This is a genomic window from Clostridium sp., from assembly GCF_036660475.1.
In the GTDB taxonomy this organism is placed as follows: Bacteria; Bacillota; Clostridia; order Clostridiales; family Clostridiaceae; genus Clostridium_J.
Genome location: NZ_JAVXAO010000012.1, coordinates 94,835 through 112,564, shown reverse-complemented (window position 1 = coordinate 112,564; position 17,730 = coordinate 94,835). Strand labels below are relative to the sequence as shown.

The following is a 17,730-nucleotide window of genomic DNA, read 5'->3' as shown; positions in this document are numbered from 1 at the left end:
GAGCAGAGGACTGAAAATCCTCGTGTCGCTGGTTCGATTCCTGCTCGAGCCACCAGTCCTGGCGCCATAGCCAAGTGGTAAGGCAGAGGCCTGCAAAGCCTTTATCCCCAGTTCAAATCTGGGTGGCGCCTCCAAAAGACCTTGTAAATGTAATATTTACAAGGTCTTTTAATTTTTTGTTTAATTAAATTTTGATTTATGTATAATATCGTCTGATAAAAATGTGGTACTTTCATAAATCAAATCACTCCGTTCTATTAAATCTACTCCAGTTAAACTTAAGGCTTCTATAGCCTTCCAAATATTTAACTTAGCAAATTCAGATAAGGTTAAATCCCTAAACTCCATAGAGGGACAGTGAACGGTATTATTATCACATATACCTATAGAAGGGTATATTGTAGGGGTTGTATGGCTTACTGTTCCAATACCCAAAGAATAAAGCATACATTTACTTGTTCCTATATTAATTAAACCACATTCTTTTAGATTAGTTTCAAATATTTTATTTATAACTTTATTGTCTAAAAGTTCTTTACAGGGTAGCTCTAACATATGTACAGAACATTTTATATTTATTAATTTTTCAATACAATCTATGTATTTACGTATGCTAGTCTCTATATTATCGCACTGTATATGATTTTTAGCTTTAATTTCGAAGCTAACATTAGCTGAAGATGGATATTCATTTAAAGAGTTATCACATACAAGTTTTAAATGATCCATATAACAATACTTAGATGTGTTTTGTATTAATTGATTAATAAAATGTACTGTTTGTAAACATACATCCAGAGAAGAATCATTAGCATTATCATTAGATAATATTAAATTTGAATAATTAAGTTGTAGTGTTGTACATGACTGTGAACATCCATTTAGAGAAGTAATATTATCGACGTGTGGTGAAAAGATTACACTTGAATCTTGAAATATATTTTCTTTTGTCATTACAATTTCTGAGCCATTAGAATATTTGCCAGGACATCCAACAACAACAATTGATCCTCCGATTTTCTCAATTACCGAGGAGAGTCCAATAGCTGCACCTAAAACTATTGTGGCATTAGCATTATTGCCAAATATGTGCCCATCGCTACTTCCTGTACTATATTTGCATATAAAACATATTTCAGGATGACCATGTCCAACACGAGCACGAAATGCTGTTGGAATATTTACCAAGTTATGCTCTATAGAAAAATTATATTTTTCTAATAGTTTTACTATATAGTTATAGGATTTATATTCACTAAAACAATTTTCACTAACGTCATATAAAAATTTATTTATATCTAAAATTTCATTTTTTATTACAGATAAAAAACTTAAAATATGTTGTTTCAATTGAAAGCCTCCTTGCAGTAATATAATTTTAAATGTTTATATTATTGGATAATAATACTATAATAGTATATCCATAAAGTTAATTATTTATCCTTTAGAGTATTTTTCAATTAATGATAATAGAATGATTTTCGTTTGAATTAACAATAATAGAATAATCTTTTGAATGAAAATATATTTCTAAATATATTTAGAAATATAATAGAAATTATATAATATGAAAAAAATATGTTGGTTTTAGGAATAAGATGAGTAATTATAAAGTGAAATTTTTTTTGTGGACAAAATAAGAAATTAACTATTGTTGAATAAAATATATCATGAGGGGCTAGAATTAAGACAGTCTTAACATGAAGTGAGAATTAATTTACTTCAAAGAATAAAGATAAGTTTAACTTATCCTAGACCGGATGGAACTAGTTTAAAACTAGAACTATTGGATAAATTTTGAGGGGGATAAATATGAATAGGAAATGTATTGTGTGCAGAAAGCCTCTAGATAATGGTATAATTGTATATGGACGAAGAATTTGTAAAACCTGCGAAAAAAGATTATTAACAATAGAGCCAAATACAGATTTTTATGAGTTCTATAAAAATTGTATTAAAAAGAATTTAGTTCAACTTATGCCAAGAGGAGTGAATGATAAGTGTCAAGACTACCAATAATAGATGCACTAATGAAGTATAGTGAAGAAAAATATGATTATTTTGCGATGCCTGGCCATAAAATGGGAAAAGGTTTTAATAATACGATAGAGGCAAAGGCTTTTTTTAATAATTTAATTAATTATGATATAACTGAGGTAGATGGGTTAGATAATCTTCATCAGCCTACAGGGATAATTAAAGAGGCTCAAGATTACCTGTCTGAATACTATCAAAGCAAAAAATCTTACTTTTTAGTAAATGGAAGTACTTCTGGAAATATGATTATGATTTTCTCAACTTTTAATGAAGGTGATAAGATAATTGTAGAGAGGAATTGTCATAAATCTGTATTTAACAGTATAATACTAAGAAAATTAAATCCAGTATATATTAAAAATGAAGTAAGTGAAAAGTATGATGCTCCTTTTTCAATAAATAAGGAGCATCTATTTCAAGTTATAGAGGAAAATAAAGATGCAAAGGGGATACTTTTAACATATCCAAATTACTATGGAATATGTTTTGATATCAATGAAATTATAGATAGGGCAAAAGAATATAATATAAAAGTTTTAGTTGATTGTGCTCATGGGGCACATTTTGGAGTGATAGAAGAGCTTCCACAGAATCCGGTTAAACTTGGATGTGACATGGTAGTTCATAGTGCACATAAAACGCTACATAGCCTGACTCAAACTTCATTTTTACATGTAAATTCTAATGAATTATTAGAGCAGGCTAATTTTTATACAGGTGTATTTTCAACTACTAGCCCATCTTATATATTTTTAGCAAGTATGGATTATAGTAGATATTATTTAGATACATATGGCATAGTTGCATATAAAGAACTAGTTGAATTATGTGAGACATACAGGATAAAAATAAATTCATTAGGATTTTACCATATAATAGATGAAACAGATCTAGAGTTACATAATAAAAAAGAGAGTTTAAATGTATTGATTGACAAAACTAGGTATGTTATAAATGTTCCCAAAGGCTTTAGTGGACATAAATTGCTAGAACACTTACTAATTAATAAAATACAGTGTGAGATGAGTGATGATAGGAATGTAGTTTTAATATTTTCGACTACAAATGATGTGAGTGATTTCGAAAGGTTATATAATGTTTTGAGAGAATGCACTAGAGAATTCTTGAAATGTGAATATATTAAACCTATAGAATATGATTTGCCAGAAGTAAAAAAGCTACCATGGGAAACACTTAATATGAAAAAGAAACAGTGTAGGATAAATGATTCTTTAAATAAAATCTGCGGACAGGCCATAATTCCTTATCCGCCAGGAATACCATTGATAATGCCGGGAGAGCTTATAAGTAAGTATATTATTGATATAATATACTATTACCAAGAAAATAATGTTACATTATTAGGAATAGATGATAATAATATATACGTATTAGAAAATGATTAACTAAATGGAGGGACTATAGTGAATAAAGGAATATTAATTGCATTAGAAGGGCCAGATGGAAGTGGAAAATCTACACAAATAAAATTATTAGAAGAGTATTTTGTTAATAAAGGTGTAGAGGTGATTAGGACTAGAGAACCTGGAGGGACTAAAATTAGTGAAAAAATAAGGTCAGTCATATTGGATAATGATAATAAAGAGATGGATGATATGTGTGAGGCATTATTATATGCGGCATCAAGGGCACAATTGGTCAGAGAGGTTATAAAACCAGCTATTGAAGCAGGTAAAGTTGTACTATGTGATAGATTTGTATATTCTTCTATTGTATACCAAGGAATTGCACGAAATCTTGGAATGGACATAATTAAATCTATAAATGATGCAGCACTTGGCGGGTTAATGGCAGATTTAGTATTTATGATAACTATTCCTTATGAGAAGGGTATTGATAGAAAACGCAATCAGAAGGCTTTAGATAGGTTAGAAAATGGGGGATTAGAATTTCATAAAAAAGTTTTTGAAGGATATTCAAAAATTAGTACTATTTATGATAAAATAGAATTAATAGATGGGTGCAACTCAATAGAAGATATTCATAAGAGTATAATAAAGCGAGTTGAATCATATATAGGGTTATAATAATCTTTAGGAGGGGTAATATATGAAATTAATAATTGCAATAGTTCAAGATGACGATGCTATGGATTTAGTAGACATTCTAACTGAAAATGGACTAAGAGTTACTAAACTCGCAACTACAGGTGGCTTTTTAAAAGCAGGTAACACAACATTAATGATAGGGGTAGAAGCAACTAAAGTTGATACTGTTTTAGGGTATATAGAAGAAATTTGTAAGGTTAGAAAACAACTTATATCATCACCTTCTCCGGTGGCTGGTTCTACAGGGGTTTATGTTCCATATCCAATAGAGGTAAACATAGGTGGTGCAACTATATTTGTTGTTGATGTAGATAAGTTTTTAAGAGTATGATATAACTAAGGTTAGATAATGTACAATAGGCTCAGCTTATTGTACATTATTTCTTATTGAGAGGAGATTATGGGTATGATAGGACATGATAAAGTACAAAACAGTTTAATTCAAGCTATTGATAATAATAAATTGAGTCATGCTCATATAATTGTCGGTGAGAAAGGTATTGGAAAAAGCGAACTAGTAAAAATTATAGCACTAAAAATTTTAGGAATTAATGAGATAAGGGATCATGTAGATATAATTTATTGGACTCTTGATAAGGGAAAAACGTCCATAAGTGTAAACACAATAAGAGGTATAATTAACGAGTGTAATAAAAAACCTTTCGAAGGAGATAAGAAAGTAATTATAATAGACAATGGAGATAAAATTACATTTCAGGCACAAAATGCTTTTCTTAAAACTATAGAAGAACCGCCATCAAATGTTTTTATATTTATACTATGTGAAGATCTTGAAGGGATATTAGATACAATAAAATCAAGATGTTGTGTACATAAATTAAAGCCATTAAACGATGAAGATATGAAGATATTTTTGAAGAAAAAATATTCTAATATAGAGGATGACAAATTAAAAATTGTTAGTGCATTTGCTAAAGGCATACCAGGAAGAGCTGAGAAACTAATAGATAGCAGTGAATTTAGTATAATTAGAGATACAATTTTTGAAATTATAAGTAAGAGTAAAGATGTTCATAGCGAAGTAGCACTTCACTATGAAAAGTTTTTTAGTGATTATGGAAATAAGGATGAGGATATTTTAGATATAATTATAACTGTAATAAGAGATATAATTATATACAAAGAAGTGGGCGATGAAAGCTTTTTTATTAATATTGATAAATCTTCTGACATTAAAGATTTAGCTAATATATTTTCATCAAGCAAATTAAATGATATGATTAAAATTGTAGATGAAACTAGAAATATTTTAAAAAATAATGTAAACGCATCATTAGCATATATAACAATGATTTTGAAGATGCAGGAGGTTTAAATATGATAACAGTAATAGGAGTAAGGTTTAAGAAAGCTGGAAAGATATACTATTTTAATCCAGGTACTTTAGATATTAAAAAAGGTGACTTTGTTGTGGTTGAAACTGCACGTGGAATTGAATTTGGAGAATGTGTAGTTGGGATAAAGGAACTTAAAGAAGGCGAAATTGTAGCACCTTTAAAAGATGTAATTAGAAAGGCGCTAGAGGAAGATATAGCTGTAAATAGATCTAATAAAGAAAGAGAAGAAGAGGCTCTTAAGCTATGTGTAGATAAGATAAAAGCCCACAACCTAAGAATGAAGCTTATTGATGTTGAATATACTTTTGATAATAATAAAGTAATATTTTATTTTACAGCAGATGGAAGAGTTGATTTTAGGGAGCTTGTAAAAGATCTTGCATCAATTTTTAGAACTAGAATAGAGTTAAGACAAATTGGGGTAAGGGATGAAGCTAAGATGACTGGTGGCTTAGGCCCATGTGGAAGAAGTTTATGTTGTTCTACATTCCTAGGTGAGTTTGCACCAGTATCAATAAAAATGGCGAAAGAACAAAACCTATCATTAAATCCGACAAAAATATCGGGTATATGTGGTAGGCTTATGTGTTGTTTAAATTATGAACAAGAGACATATGAAGGCATAAGAAAGAGATTGCCTAAGATTGGATCTATAGTTGATACATGCCATGGTCAGGGTGAAGTAATATCTAGTAGTGTGGTAAAAGAAGCTGTAAAGGTAAAAGTAAAGGTAAAAGATGGTGAAGATGATATTAAGGTTGTTAAAATTGATGAGTTAACAATGATATCAGGAAGCTATGAAGATGTTATAAATGAGGTTGATTTAAAAGAATTAGAAAAACAAGCTGAAGATCCGAAGCTAATTAAAGAATTATTTCAAGAAAATTAGGGGGAAAACTATGAAGGCTACACTTAAAATTTGTGATATGGTAACATCTAAGGATGTTTTAAAGGTGAAAGAGGCTATATCAGCCAATGAGGGTGTTATTGCATGTGGGATACATAAATCCAAAAAAGAAGTAGAAATTGTGTATGATAATTATTTTATAAATATAGAGGATATAATTCAGTCCATAGAGGATTGTGATTACACAGTAATATAAATAAAAAAATCTTGCGATTATAAATTAGCAAGATTTTTTTGTTGTTACAGAATATGGTGTTAAATATTTTGAGTAGTTTTTAGCGAAAAATTACAGTGATTAAGTATTAAACTAGGTTAATTAGCACAAAAGAATAATTTTATTATAAATATATGTATATTTTTAATAAAATTGTTAATTATTTAAATAATGGTTATTTAAATATAGAGAGGTGTTAATTATGAAATTCAAAAAACAAATAATAATAATTATATCATGTGCAATTGTACTAGGTGGAATATTTTTTGCTGTAAGTTATATTGGTGATAAGGAACAAGTTAAAAAAGATTCAGAAGATGGTATAGTTAATAATTCAGAAGTGAAAACTGGAAATGAAGCAAAAAACCCTTTGACAGAAGATAAAGTTAACGATAATGCAAAGACCGATGATAGTAATAAAGTTGAAACTAGCAAGGCGGAAGTTAAAGAGGGATATTACATCGTTAAAGCAAACGATACTCTTTATTCTATAGCTAAAAAGTATATGCCAAAGTCAGAAACAAGTAAAATTGTTGAAGCAATTTTAAAAAGAAATAATATGACTAAGGATGATGTAATAAAAGAGGGTCAGAAGATAGTAATTTCTTATGAAACAGCATTAGTATCAGGTGAAAAGGCTGAAAGCGATACAGCAACTGATAAGGTAAATTCAAGTGAACATACTAAACACATACAATACACGGTTAAATCAGGTGATACATTATATAGTATATCAAATCAATATTTACCTAACATGGATACAAATAAAGGTGTAGAAGTAATTAAGGCCCATAATAAAATAGAAAATGAGAACACAATAAAGGAATCAGAAACAATATGTATACCTAAGGAATAATGTAAATAACCATGCAGATAAATTCTGCATGGTTATATTTTTAGTATTTTAACAGTAGTAGATTCTGCATAGATAAAATCGCTATCAAGGGTTAATAAATACTCTATATTATGACACATACAAGCTGCAATATGAGTTGCATCATTTATAGATAAAAGATTTTTAACCATAATATCTTTTGTTTTAGAAATACATAGTTTATTTATTTCAACATAGTTATACTTTACTGTATTTTCAAGTTGAGTGTGCATAGCTACAGCTGTCTTATAATAAACACTAAGAAGATCACGTTTGGCACTATTTTTAGAGAGGTTATCAAAGTACCTTTTATATGGAATTTCTCTGAGTTTATCAATTCTTTTCTCTTTGATAATTTTTTTATCATATTTACTGAAGACTGAAATAATTTCTCTTATATTTGTTTGAGAATTAAAGGCACTTTGTTTATCAATTTTATGGCGTATGTCAGTCATAAATACTTTATACATTATTTGATTGAGAACTTCGGCAGAAATAATATTTGTAACAAATAACATACACTTATTGTTGAGCAATAATCTAAATACTTCTATACACTCAGAATGTCGGATATCATCATCATAAACCAAACTAAGTAAGAAGGATGCATCTAGAAGAATCGAAGTATTTGATTGAAAATTTACTGATGAAAAAGGGTATGACAATATTTCCATAATACAAACCTTTCTTATTTTATTTTTACTTAAAAGGTAAATTAATATTAGTTAGGTAATGTAGATTTATATATCAATATTAGTATGTATAGACTATAAGGTGAAAAAAGATAGATCTTATTATATAATAGGTATGCATTGTATATTAATAATATGGCTAATATTAAGTGTGTAGACACCTTTTGTTTAATATAAGGGATAAATATTAGGCTTTATAGGATATAAGCAATAGAAAGGATAAGTGAATTATGGATTTAATAAATATAGATGAGACGTTGGATGATTTACAACTTAAGGGTATTCATATAATACAAAAGAAAGATGGGTTTAGATTTGGGGTAGATGCAGTACTTTTAGCTAACTTTGCTAAGGTGAAAAAAAAAGCTACTGTAATTGATTTATGTACTGGTACTGGAATAGTTCCTTTTATAATTAAGGGAAAGAGTGAATGTGGGTTGTTGCAAGGTGTTGAAATACAACAAGAATTTGTTGAAATGGCAAATAGAACAGCAAGATATAATAATTTTCAGGATGATGTAAAATTTATTGAAGCAGATTTAAAGGATGTAGGATTTTTAAAATCATTAAATAGAGTAGATGTTGTTACGGTTAATCCACCATATAAACTACATAATTCAGGGATTTTAAATGAAAAAGATAAAAATACTATCGCGAGACATGAGGTATGTTGTAAGCTAGAAGATGTAATAGTAGCTGCAAGGGTATTACTTAAGGATAATGGTCGACTTTTCATGGTTCATAGACCAGAAAGAATTGTGGATATACTAACCCTTATGAGAAAGCACAAAATAGAACCTAAGAGGTTAAGATTTGTTCACCCTAAGCCAGGAAAGGCACCTAATATATTGCTCATAGAAGGGCAAAGAGACGGGGGAGCATTTCTTAAAATTGAGGACCCACTATATGTACATTTAGAAGATGATTCATATTCTGAAGAGATTCAAGCCTTATATAATTCGCAATGCTTAGATTTATAATAGAAACTAATGGTAAGAGGAGAGATGAAAAATAATGAGTGGTAAATTATATTTAATACCCACACCAATAGGAAACTTAAAGGATATAACATTAAGAGCGCTTGAAACATTAAAGAGTGTAGATGTTATTGCCTGTGAGGATACTAGACAAAGTTTAAAATTACTAAATCATTTTCAAATTAAAAAGACTTTAATAAGTTATCATATGCATAATGAAAATGGTAAAAGTGAGGATATAATAAAGAGACTATTAGAAGGGCAGAACATAGCAATAATAAGTGATGCAGGTACTCCAGGAATTTCAGACCCAGGAGCTGTAATAGCAAGGAAATGTATTGACGAAGGTATACAATTTGAAGTTTATCCTGGTGCTACAGCTATAACTACAGCTCTAGTTTATTCAGGATTAGACACGAATAAGTTTACATTCGTAGGTTTCTTATCTAGAGAGAATAAGGAGCGAAAGGCTACAATGGAAGGCTTAATGGATAGACAAGAGACACTTATCCTATATGAGGCTCCACATAGGATACAGTCAACTTTAAGTTTTATAAGAGAAAGCTTAGGAAATAGAAAAATTGCTGTATGCAAAGAGCTTACGAAATTGCATGAAACAATATTAAGAGGTACTGTTGATGAATGTATACAGTATTATAATGAAAATCAGCCAAGAGGTGAATACGTAATTGTTATAGCTGGTAAGAGCAATGCTGAGATAATGCAGGAAATGAGAGCTCAGTGGGAAAATATGACCGTTGAGGAGCATATAAAACAATACATGGGTGAGGGCAAGGATAAAAAAGAGGCGGTAAAGCTAGTTGCTAAAGATCGTAACCTACATAAATCTGAGATATACAAGTATTCAATAAATATGTAAAGGTATAAACTGTAACAATTTACTTTAAAAGTTAATATACTAGAAGGAATAAACGTAGTTATGTTGAATATAATTAATATAGAATCATAAAAAAAGGAGAATTGTATAACCTTTTTTTATAAACACTTGAGAATATACTTGAAATAATGTTATAATCATATATGAGATTTAGAATGTTGAGGGGGAGGGTTTTTTTTGAATAAGAAAAGTATATCATTAGTACTTGCTTTGGCTATGGGTATTACTTGTATTGGAACTAATGCACTTGCAGATCCATACAATGACAAGTCCACGTATGAGCAAAAACTAGAGGAAAATAAAAATAGTTATAAAACGGCTCAGGAGCAAGTAGATGAAATTGAAGCTTCAATACAATCAGTAAATTCTCAGATGGAAGATATAACTGTAGATATAGAAAAATTAAATGTAGATATTCTCGAAGTAGAGGGTAGAATTGAAAAGAGCAATAACAAAGTACAAGCTACTGAGAGTGACATAAAAGAAGAGAATGATTTATATAGTAAAAGAATGAGATCTATGTATATGAATGGAATGGATAGTTATATTGAAGTGCTATTAAATTCTAAAGGATTATCAGACTTTGTATCTAGATTAAACAACGTGACTAAAATAATAAATTATGATAAAGAAATTATTAGTAGCTTAATGGATAAGAAACAACTTCTTGTATCTGAAAAGAAAATAATTGAAGATGAAAAAAGTAAGCTAGATGCATTTCAAGATGAAAATAATAAAAAGCTTGCTCAGTTAGAAGAAAAGAAATCAGAGCACAGTGCAGCTATGGAACTTGCAGCATCTAATAGAGATTTATTTGAAGCGGCAATGAAAGAAAGTGAAGATCAATTAGCTGAAACTATTAGACAAATAAATTCATTAACACAAAATACAAATAGACCTAACAGAGGGGATGAAACTACTGGTATAAATCCACCAGGAAGTGGTTCAAGCAGTTCAATTGTAAGCTACGCTATGACCTTTTTAGGTGTTCCATACCAATGGGGTGGAAATGGTCCTAATACCTTTGATTGTTCAGGTCTTACCAAGTATGTTTATGCTGGATGTGGAATAAGTATTCCAAGAACTGCGGAGAGTCAAATGAACGCAGGAAGTCCTGTATCTAGAGATCAACTTCAACATGGAGATTTAGTATTCTTCGGTTCAGGTGGAGAGGTATATCACGTAGGAATATATGTTGGTAATAATAGTTATCTTCATGCTCCACAAGATAATGAAGTGGTTAAAATATCTCCTATGTCACGTCAGGATTATATAGGTGGAAGAAGATATTAATTTGTTATATCAAGACTGGCAACTAGTTTGCTAGTCTTTTATTTATGCATTAGTATTTATAATTAATAAATAGGATAACTCAAATAATGTTATTGTGTAACCTTTAATAAAATAATAGTATTTGTATATCTATACATTATATACGTAGAAAGTGAAAAAACGTTACTTAAAATAAGTAACGTTTTTTAAATTTAATTATTTAAAATTATTCGCCTTTTAGTTCATTTAAACATTTTTGGCATATGTTTTTAGATCTATAGTTAACTACATCACGAGCATCTCCGCAGAATATGCAAGCAGGTTCGTATTTTTTTAATATAACTTGATCGCCATCTACATATATCTCAAGAGCATCCTTAACATCGATGTCTAGAGTTCTTCTTAGTTCTACTGGAATAACTATCCTACCTAGCTCGTCCACTTTTCTTACAACACCAGTTGATTTCATAATAAATTCCTCCTATACACTTTTATAAAATATCACTAATGATTTAAATTACATAAATTGAATTTAATACCATGAATATATAATAGTACAAAAATATCCAAAAGTCAATAAAAAATGATAAAATAAATATAATTATTACAGTATATGGCATAAATATAAAAATGCTTATAGTTATATTATAGTGTACTTAGTAGAAAATAGATAAAACAAGATATATTAAGTAACTATTAAACTATTTTAACATAATAATACTTTTTTGCAACAGTTTTATCTTTACTATTCGAACTAATTCTACAAAATATATCGAATCATGAAGGATACAATGTTTTACAATTCATAAATTTTACAAGAATATAATAAAAGTTATGCACAGTATATATGTGGATAATGTGCATAAAATTAATAAATATTCATGAAGCCAACGAAATCAATAGCAAAATCATTATATTAATCCACAACATATGTTGATAGTATATGTATATTATTTGTAATCTAATGTTACTAATGTTAATAATATTAGATAGGGTAAAATAATGAAGGAATTTTTAGCGACTATATCAAAAAAATTATTTGATAAGATATTTGTAAAGATGATATTTATATTTTATAATTACAATAGGAGTTATAATAAATATTAAGTAATGAGTTGATGTTAAAAACTAATAATTACTAAGGTGATTAAATAAAGGGTATTTTGAGGAAAGATGAGGTATTAAAGTGGAAGACGAAAGAGTTAAAGATGGAGATATTTTTCAAGAAGTTATGGCTAAATTTTCAGATATAGTAAATGAAACTTCAAAAAAAAGTGTAATACAGTATGAGGAACTACCACAGTATGATCTTTTTTTATCACAGGTTAAAGATTATCTAAATGATAAATTTGATCAAGATAATTTTACGAATAATATATTGCAAAATTACATAAAGAGTGAAGTTATATCTAAACCAGAAGATGGGAAAAAAAGAGGGTATACAAAGTTACATTTAGTGCAATTAGTGTTGCTAGGATATATGCGTCCTATTTTAACAATGGATGAAATTAGGAGTGTATTTAGGTTAGCTTTTAATGATATAAATAATAGAGCGGATGATATTCTTTCTTGGGAGGATACATATAAGTTATTCAGAGAACTTCAGCAACAAAGCTTGGAATTGTCATTTATGGGAAGCCAAGAAGGAAGAGAAGAAATATTTAGTAAATATCTTGAGAAATATAATTTCAATGATAAAGAAAAAGAGCGTATCATGATGTTTTTGCTGGTTATGAGTTTAGTAGCAGAAGCGAGTAATATAAAAAGATTAGTAACATCTCTAGTAAATGAATTTGGGGATAAATATAATTAGGTATCTGAAAGTAAATAATAAGCCAAAGATGAGAATGATATTGACTTATTTATTTTTGAGGATATGGTAGGTAAGATTAAATATTTTCTGAAAGTGAAACTATATTAGCATAAAAAAATCTTCTTATGAAAAGATACATAATAGGTAAAGTCATAAGGAGATGAAAAAATGAAGTCAATTTATTTAAATCAGTGTATAATCACGAAGAATGCGGAACGAGTATATGTGCAACTTATGGTTAAGGATAAATATATAGTTAATAAGAAGATATCATATGTACTTGGAGATATAACGGGCGATATTGAATTTGTTAGTATAGATAATTTTAATGTAGGTGACATTGTATTGGTCGGCATAGTTAACAGTAAAGTGATTAATGTAAAATTAGATTATAAACAGCATGATCTTCGTGATTTTATTTGTCATGTAAAGAGAGATATAAAGGATATAATGGTAGAACTTGAAGAGGAGACTACAAATCAATTTAAAGATGAAGAAGTTCTCACTTTGAATAAATATTTCTTTGAAAATTCTAGTTTTGTTAAAGAATTCGCTAAGGGGATTGGTGGATTAGCGCATCATACCTATATAGGGGGACTTGCAGAACATACATTAAATGTAGTGCATTTTTCTAATGAATTTGCGAATAGATATAATTGTAGATATAAAGAGATGGTAATTCTTGCTGCTAAGTTACATGATATAGGGAAAATTTATGAGTATTCGTCAGAGGGGATGTTTAAAAGAACCCTTAGAGGTGAGATGGAAGGCCACATAGTAATTGGAATTACTATGATAGAGGAGGCTTTTGAAAATTCACTAGGGAGTTATAGCGAAAGTTTCAAAAATAGGATAAAAGGATGTATAGTTCAACATCATGGAAAGCCTAAATATGGATCACCTAAGGAACCTAATACACAAGAGGCCTTCATACTTCACTACGCTGATTACGTTGATGCAACTATGGATAAGGTATCTAAAGTAAGAGATTCTACACATATGGATTCCTGGTCTAAATATGATGAAGGAATTAAAACAAAATTGTATATATAAATTATAATTTAGAATTTAAGATTATGGAAGAAATTCTTAGGGAGCTAAAAAGTGAAGTTTGTATATTTAGTTAAGTTAAATACATAATAGTGAAACTAATGCAAATGGTTAGTTTATTAATAAATAGAAGGGAGTATGTCTGAAAATTTTCAGACATACTCTCTTTAAATGTAAATTAAGGATTATTTACATCCAGTATTTTCACCTATGATTTTTGAAACAACTTTAAAGGTCTTTTCAAAGAAAGTTTTTTTGTAAGAAACAGTACATTCTTCAAAAATATATTCTTCATCTTTGTCAACAACGAATTTTAGTCCATCTAAATCTTCAATTATGTCATTTGATTTTTGTTCATCCAGAACAACACTTAAATTTGGGCCACCTCAACCAAAACCTGCAATAGTAAGTCTAGCAGCTGATTTGCCCTGAGTTTTAAGGTTAGCTAAAAGAGCGTCCCTAGCTTCGGTATCAATAGTTATATTCATTAAACATTCCTCCTAAAATTGTATATGATTTTTAATTTGTATTTCATTGTATTTATATAGTACGACTATTAATAGATAAGTTCAATAAATATATTCAATAACTGCTTGGATAAATTTATTTGATAATTAGAACATAATCAGATGTTATCTGATAAGGTATTATCAAAAGCCGATTAGAAAATTTAATGATTTAATATTTAAATGTATTGACATATAAATTTATCTGAGTTAAACTGAAATAGATAAATACAATTTAATATAGTGTCCTTTTAAAAGCGGTACAGAGATGCCGGCAAGGGAAGAAGATTAAATTTCGTGTTATAGTTGTTAATAGAGAGTACTAGGTAGTAATAAACTACGATGGTACACACTACTAATATAAAGATATGAATTGATATTTCAAAGCTTTCCTTTTAGGAAAGCTTTTTTTTTATAATTAAATTATGATTACCTTTAAATTATCCCAGCGAGGTTAAAAAGGAGTGTTTTATATGTTAAAAGGAAGAAATTTAATTGAACCAATGGATCTTACACTAGAGGAAATGGACGAGATATTTGATTTAGCAGATGAGATAATAGCAGAGCCAAAGAAGTTTATGCATGCTTGTGATGGAGACATACTAGCAACATTATTTTATGAGCCAAGTACTAGAACTAGATTTAGTTTTGAGGCTGCAATGCAAAGATTAGGTGGTAGTGTAATAGGATTTTCGGAGCCAAATGCTAGTGCTGTTGCAAAGGGTGAGAGTATAGCGGATACAATAAGAACTGTATCATGTTACGCAGATATAGCTGTAATGAGACATCCTAAAGAAGGAGCTCCACAGGTTGCGGCACAGTATAGTGAAATACCAGTAGTTAACGCAGGGGATGGTGGACATCAACATCCAACTCAAACATTAACAGATTTATTGACAATAAGATCTACAAAGGGAAGACTTAACAATTTAACGATAGGTTGTTGTGGAGACTTAAAATTTGGTAGAACAGTTCATTCATTAATAAAGGCTTTAACTAGATATGAAAATAATAAGTTTGTACTTATATCACCTGAAGAACTAGAAATTCCTGAATATATAAAGCAGGAAGTTCTTAAGAAGAGGAATATAGAGTTTAAACAAGTAAGAACTATGGAAGAAGCTATGGAAGAAATAGATATTCTATACATGACAAGGGTTCAAAGAGAAAGATTCTTCAATGAAGATGATTATATAAAACTAAAAGATACTTATATATTAGATAATGAAAAAATGAAAAGTGCTAAGGACGATATGATAGTTCTTCACCCGTTACCAAGAGTAAATGAAATAGCGTATGAAGTAGATAGTGATAGAAGAGCAATTTATTTTAAACAAGCTAAGTATGGAATGTATGTAAGAATGGCATTAATACTAAAATTACTAGGAATTTACTAAGGTATATAAGGAGGAATTAATATGTTAACTATAAATAGTATAAAAGATGGATTAGTAATAGATCACATAAAAGCTGGAGAGGGAATAAAGATATTTAATTTCTTAAACCTATATGAAGCGGATTTTACAGTGGCACTTATAATGAATGCTACAAGTAATAAGTGTGGTAAAAAAGATATAATAAAAATTGAGAATAAAATTGATATAGATTTTGAAATATTAGGGGTTATAGATCCTAATATAACTATAGATGTAATTGAAAATGAAGAGATAAAGAGAAAGATAAAGTTACAACTTCCTGAGCGTGTTGTAAATGTTATAAAGTGTAAAAACCCTAGATGTGTAACATCTATAGAACCAAATATTAAGCACATACACCACTTAGTTGATGAAGAGACTAAAGAGTATAAATGTCATTATTGTGATGACCTACAAAAAGTAAATTCATTATATTAAGGATGAGGTGAAAAAATGGAAATTTGCATAAAGAACGGTACAGTGGTTGATTGGAGTGGAACCTTTATTGGTGATATATATATAAAAGATGGAGTAATTCATGAGATTGGGAGAAATCTTATGAAGGATTGCAAAACTATTGATGCTAAAGGGCTTGTAGTAATGCCGGGCTTTGTAGATTTACATGTTCACTTTAGAGATCCTGGATATACCTATAAGGAAGATATTGAGTCAGGATCAAAGGCAGCAGTAAAAGGCGGATATGTAATGGTTAATCTTATGGCTAATACAAATCCAGTATGTAGCACCATGGATACTGTTAATTATGTAGTGAATAAAGGTAAAGAAGTTGGTCTTGTTGATATTAATCAAGTTATATCAATTACTAATAACTTTACAGGAGATGATATAAGCCACCTTGATAAATTATCTAAGGGTGAAGTAAAGGTAATATCTGAGGATGGAAAAGATGTTATGCATAGCGAAGTTATGTTAAATGCTATGATTAAAGCTAAAGAGAAAGAGATTACAGTTATGTGTCATTGTGAGAATCATAATTTATCCAATATAGATATGAGACTAGCAGAAAATACAATGACTTGGAGAAACTTAACGTTAGCTAAGCATGCTGGATGTAAAGTTCATTTTTCTCATGTAAGCACTAAGGAGTCCATGGAATATATCATAAAAGCAAAACAGAAAGGGCATAGAGTTACTTGTGAAGTAGCGCCACATCATATAGCTCTGACAAATAAAATAAAATATAGAGTAAATCCTCCATTAAGAGAAGAGGAAGATGTAAAGTTTTTAATCAAAGCAATAAAGGATGGATATGTGGATAGTATTGCAACGGATCATGCACCACATAGTGTAGATGATAAGAAAAATGGTGCACCAGGAATATCGGGGATAGAAACATCTTTCGCTATCAGCTACACAAAGTTAGTAAAAGAAGGTCATATAGATTTAAATAAGTTAAGTGAAATAATGAGTAAAAAACCTAGTGATATCTTAGGTGTAAATAAAGGAACCATAGACATAGGATGTGATGGTGATTTAGTAATAGTGGACCTAGATAAAGAATATGAAATTCACAAAGAGGAACTTATATCTAAGGGTAAAAATACACCTTTTGATAAAATGTTAGTCTCTGGAGAAGTAGTAACCACGATAAAGGGCGGAAAAATAGTTTACTCAAATAAATAGTTAA

At 29.3% G+C, this 17,730-nt stretch carries 19 protein-coding genes and 1 tRNA gene; 17 read left to right on the top strand and 3 right to left on the bottom strand.

Annotation, left to right across the window (positions count from 1 at the left end):
• The first annotated feature begins 60 nt into the window (after positions 1–60).
• Positions 61–134: transfer RNA gene (locus RSA29_RS15455), tRNA-Cys, on the top strand.
• 46 nt (positions 135–180) lie between these two features.
• Here the strand turns inward: RSA29_RS15455 and RSA29_RS15450 are convergent.
• A complete protein-coding gene (locus tag RSA29_RS15450; RefSeq protein ID WP_346943963.1) occupies positions 181–1,350 on the bottom strand; it encodes a hypothetical protein in 1,170 nt (389 codons plus the stop codon).
• A gap of 462 nt (positions 1,351–1,812) precedes the next feature.
• Here RSA29_RS15450 and RSA29_RS15445 point away from each other — a divergent pair, with 462 nt between their 5' ends.
• The 8 genes from RSA29_RS15445 to RSA29_RS15410 all read left to right on the top strand — a co-directional run bounded on the left by RSA29_RS15445 (position 1,813) and on the right by RSA29_RS15410 (position 7,441).
• Positions 1,813–2,019: a sigma factor G inhibitor Gin gene (locus RSA29_RS15445; protein ID WP_346943964.1), complete on the top strand. Its 207-nt coding sequence runs from the start codon at positions 1,813–1,815 to the stop codon at positions 2,017–2,019.
• Entirely contained in the window at positions 2,001–3,443 is a 1,443-nt protein-coding gene (locus RSA29_RS15440; RefSeq protein WP_346943965.1) for an aminotransferase class V-fold PLP-dependent enzyme, read from the top strand. Before RSA29_RS15445 ends, RSA29_RS15440 begins: the two co-directional genes overlap by 19 nt.
• Before the next feature lie 18 nt (positions 3,444–3,461).
• Positions 3,462–4,085, top strand: a complete 624-nt coding sequence (tmk, locus tag RSA29_RS15435; protein ID WP_346933986.1) for a dTMP kinase — start codon at positions 3,462–3,464, stop codon at positions 4,083–4,085.
• A 22-nt stretch (positions 4,086–4,107) separates the two neighbouring features.
• On the top strand, positions 4,108–4,437 hold the full coding sequence (locus tag RSA29_RS15430) for a cyclic-di-AMP receptor (protein ID WP_346943966.1): 330 nt from the start codon (positions 4,108–4,110) through the stop codon (positions 4,435–4,437).
• Positions 4,438–4,512: 75 nt separating this feature from the next.
• The gene (locus RSA29_RS15425; protein WP_346933988.1) at positions 4,513–5,442 is read left to right on the top strand and encodes a DNA polymerase III subunit delta'; all 930 of its coding nucleotides are present in this window, start codon (positions 4,513–4,515) and stop codon (positions 5,440–5,442) included.
• 2 nt (positions 5,443–5,444) lie between these two features.
• Positions 5,445–6,353, top strand: coding sequence for a stage 0 sporulation family protein (locus tag RSA29_RS15420; RefSeq protein WP_346943967.1), 909 nt, complete (start codon positions 5,445–5,447; stop codon positions 6,351–6,353).
• Between the two features lie 10 nt (positions 6,354–6,363).
• On the top strand, positions 6,364–6,567 hold the full coding sequence (locus RSA29_RS15415; RefSeq protein WP_346933990.1) for a heavy-metal-associated domain-containing protein: 204 nt from the start codon (positions 6,364–6,366) through the stop codon (positions 6,565–6,567).
• Positions 6,568–6,787: 220 nt separating this feature from the next.
• Positions 6,788–7,441: a LysM peptidoglycan-binding domain-containing protein gene (locus RSA29_RS15410; RefSeq protein WP_346943968.1), complete on the top strand. Its 654-nt coding sequence runs from the start codon at positions 6,788–6,790 to the stop codon at positions 7,439–7,441.
• Between the two features lie 32 nt (positions 7,442–7,473).
• On the opposite strand, the gene RSA29_RS15405 is transcribed toward RSA29_RS15410, so the two are convergent.
• Positions 7,474–7,929 (bottom strand): hypothetical protein, encoded by a 456-nt coding sequence (locus RSA29_RS15405; protein WP_346943969.1) that lies wholly within the window; start codon positions 7,927–7,929, stop codon positions 7,474–7,476.
• A gap of 452 nt (positions 7,930–8,381) precedes the next feature.
• On the opposite strand from RSA29_RS15405, the gene RSA29_RS15400 reads away from it, so the two are divergent.
• From RSA29_RS15400 to RSA29_RS15390, 3 genes are all read left to right on the top strand, one after another.
• A complete protein-coding gene (locus RSA29_RS15400; RefSeq protein WP_346943970.1) occupies positions 8,382–9,131 on the top strand; it encodes a tRNA1(Val) (adenine(37)-N6)-methyltransferase in 750 nt (249 codons plus the stop codon).
• A gap of 34 nt (positions 9,132–9,165) precedes the next feature.
• Positions 9,166–10,008, top strand: a complete 843-nt coding sequence (rsmI, locus tag RSA29_RS15395) for a 16S rRNA (cytidine(1402)-2'-O)-methyltransferase (RefSeq protein ID WP_346943971.1) — start codon at positions 9,166–9,168, stop codon at positions 10,006–10,008.
• A 195-nt stretch (positions 10,009–10,203) separates the two neighbouring features.
• Positions 10,204–11,319, top strand: a complete 1,116-nt coding sequence (locus RSA29_RS15390; protein WP_346943972.1) for an NlpC/P60 family protein — start codon at positions 10,204–10,206, stop codon at positions 11,317–11,319.
• A 205-nt stretch (positions 11,320–11,524) separates the two neighbouring features.
• Here RSA29_RS15390 and RSA29_RS15385 read toward each other — a convergent pair whose 3' ends face one another.
• Positions 11,525–11,767 carry an AbrB/MazE/SpoVT family DNA-binding domain-containing protein gene (locus RSA29_RS15385; protein ID WP_346933996.1) on the bottom strand — a complete coding sequence of 81 codons (243 nt, stop codon included), beginning with the start codon at positions 11,765–11,767 and terminating at the stop codon, positions 11,525–11,527.
• Positions 11,768–12,529: 762 nt separating this feature from the next.
• On the opposite strand from RSA29_RS15385, the gene RSA29_RS15380 reads away from it, so the two are divergent.
• The 5 genes from RSA29_RS15380 (at position 12,530) to RSA29_RS15360 (ending at position 17,726) form a co-directional block, all read left to right on the top strand.
• Complete coding sequence (locus tag RSA29_RS15380) at positions 12,530–13,111, top strand: DUF1836 domain-containing protein (protein WP_346934023.1); 582 nt, start codon at positions 12,530–12,532, stop codon at positions 13,109–13,111.
• A gap of 168 nt (positions 13,112–13,279) precedes the next feature.
• Positions 13,280–14,164: an HD domain-containing protein gene (locus RSA29_RS15375; protein WP_346943973.1), complete on the top strand. Its 885-nt coding sequence runs from the start codon at positions 13,280–13,282 to the stop codon at positions 14,162–14,164.
• Positions 14,165–15,140: 976 nt separating this feature from the next.
• A complete protein-coding gene (pyrB, locus tag RSA29_RS15370; protein ID WP_346933998.1) occupies positions 15,141–16,064 on the top strand; it encodes an aspartate carbamoyltransferase in 924 nt (307 codons plus the stop codon).
• 21 nt (positions 16,065–16,085) lie between these two features.
• Positions 16,086–16,520, top strand: a complete 435-nt coding sequence (locus RSA29_RS15365) for an aspartate carbamoyltransferase regulatory subunit (protein WP_346933999.1) — start codon at positions 16,086–16,088, stop codon at positions 16,518–16,520.
• 15 nt (positions 16,521–16,535) lie between these two features.
• On the top strand, positions 16,536–17,726 hold the full coding sequence (locus RSA29_RS15360; protein WP_346943974.1) for a dihydroorotase: 1,191 nt from the start codon (positions 16,536–16,538) through the stop codon (positions 17,724–17,726).
• The last annotated feature ends 4 nt before the right edge of the window (positions 17,727–17,730 follow it).

Excerpts from the sequence above, each read along its gene's own strand:
- RSA29_RS15445 (WP_346943964.1), top strand. The coding sequence starts at position 1,813 with ATGAATAGGAAATGTATTGTGTGCAGAAAGCCTCTAGATAATGGTATA.
- RSA29_RS15430 (WP_346943966.1), top strand. The coding sequence starts at position 4,108 with ATGAAATTAATAATTGCAATAGTTCAAGATGACGATGCTATGGATTTA.
- RSA29_RS15425 (WP_346933988.1), top strand. The coding sequence starts at position 4,513 with ATGATAGGACATGATAAAGTACAAAACAGTTTAATTCAAGCTATTGAT.
- RSA29_RS15420 (WP_346943967.1), top strand. The coding sequence starts at position 5,445 with ATGATAACAGTAATAGGAGTAAGGTTTAAGAAAGCTGGAAAGATATAC.
- RSA29_RS15415 (WP_346933990.1), top strand. The coding sequence starts at position 6,364 with ATGAAGGCTACACTTAAAATTTGTGATATGGTAACATCTAAGGATGTT.
- RSA29_RS15410 (WP_346943968.1), top strand. The coding sequence starts at position 6,788 with ATGAAATTCAAAAAACAAATAATAATAATTATATCATGTGCAATTGTA.
- RSA29_RS15405 (WP_346943969.1), bottom strand. The coding sequence starts at position 7,929 with ATGTATAAAGTATTTATGACTGACATACGCCATAAAATTGATAAACAA.
- RSA29_RS15400 (WP_346943970.1), top strand. The coding sequence starts at position 8,382 with ATGGATTTAATAAATATAGATGAGACGTTGGATGATTTACAACTTAAG.
- rsmI (WP_346943971.1), top strand. The coding sequence starts at position 9,166 with ATGAGTGGTAAATTATATTTAATACCCACACCAATAGGAAACTTAAAG.
- RSA29_RS15385 (WP_346933996.1), bottom strand. The coding sequence starts at position 11,767 with ATGAAATCAACTGGTGTTGTAAGAAAAGTGGACGAGCTAGGTAGGATA.
- RSA29_RS15380 (WP_346934023.1), top strand. The coding sequence starts at position 12,530 with ATGGCTAAATTTTCAGATATAGTAAATGAAACTTCAAAAAAAAGTGTA.
- RSA29_RS15375 (WP_346943973.1), top strand. The coding sequence starts at position 13,280 with ATGAAGTCAATTTATTTAAATCAGTGTATAATCACGAAGAATGCGGAA.
- pyrB (WP_346933998.1), top strand. The coding sequence starts at position 15,141 with ATGTTAAAAGGAAGAAATTTAATTGAACCAATGGATCTTACACTAGAG.
- RSA29_RS15365 (WP_346933999.1), top strand. The coding sequence starts at position 16,086 with ATGTTAACTATAAATAGTATAAAAGATGGATTAGTAATAGATCACATA.
- RSA29_RS15360 (WP_346943974.1), top strand. The coding sequence starts at position 16,536 with ATGGAAATTTGCATAAAGAACGGTACAGTGGTTGATTGGAGTGGAACC.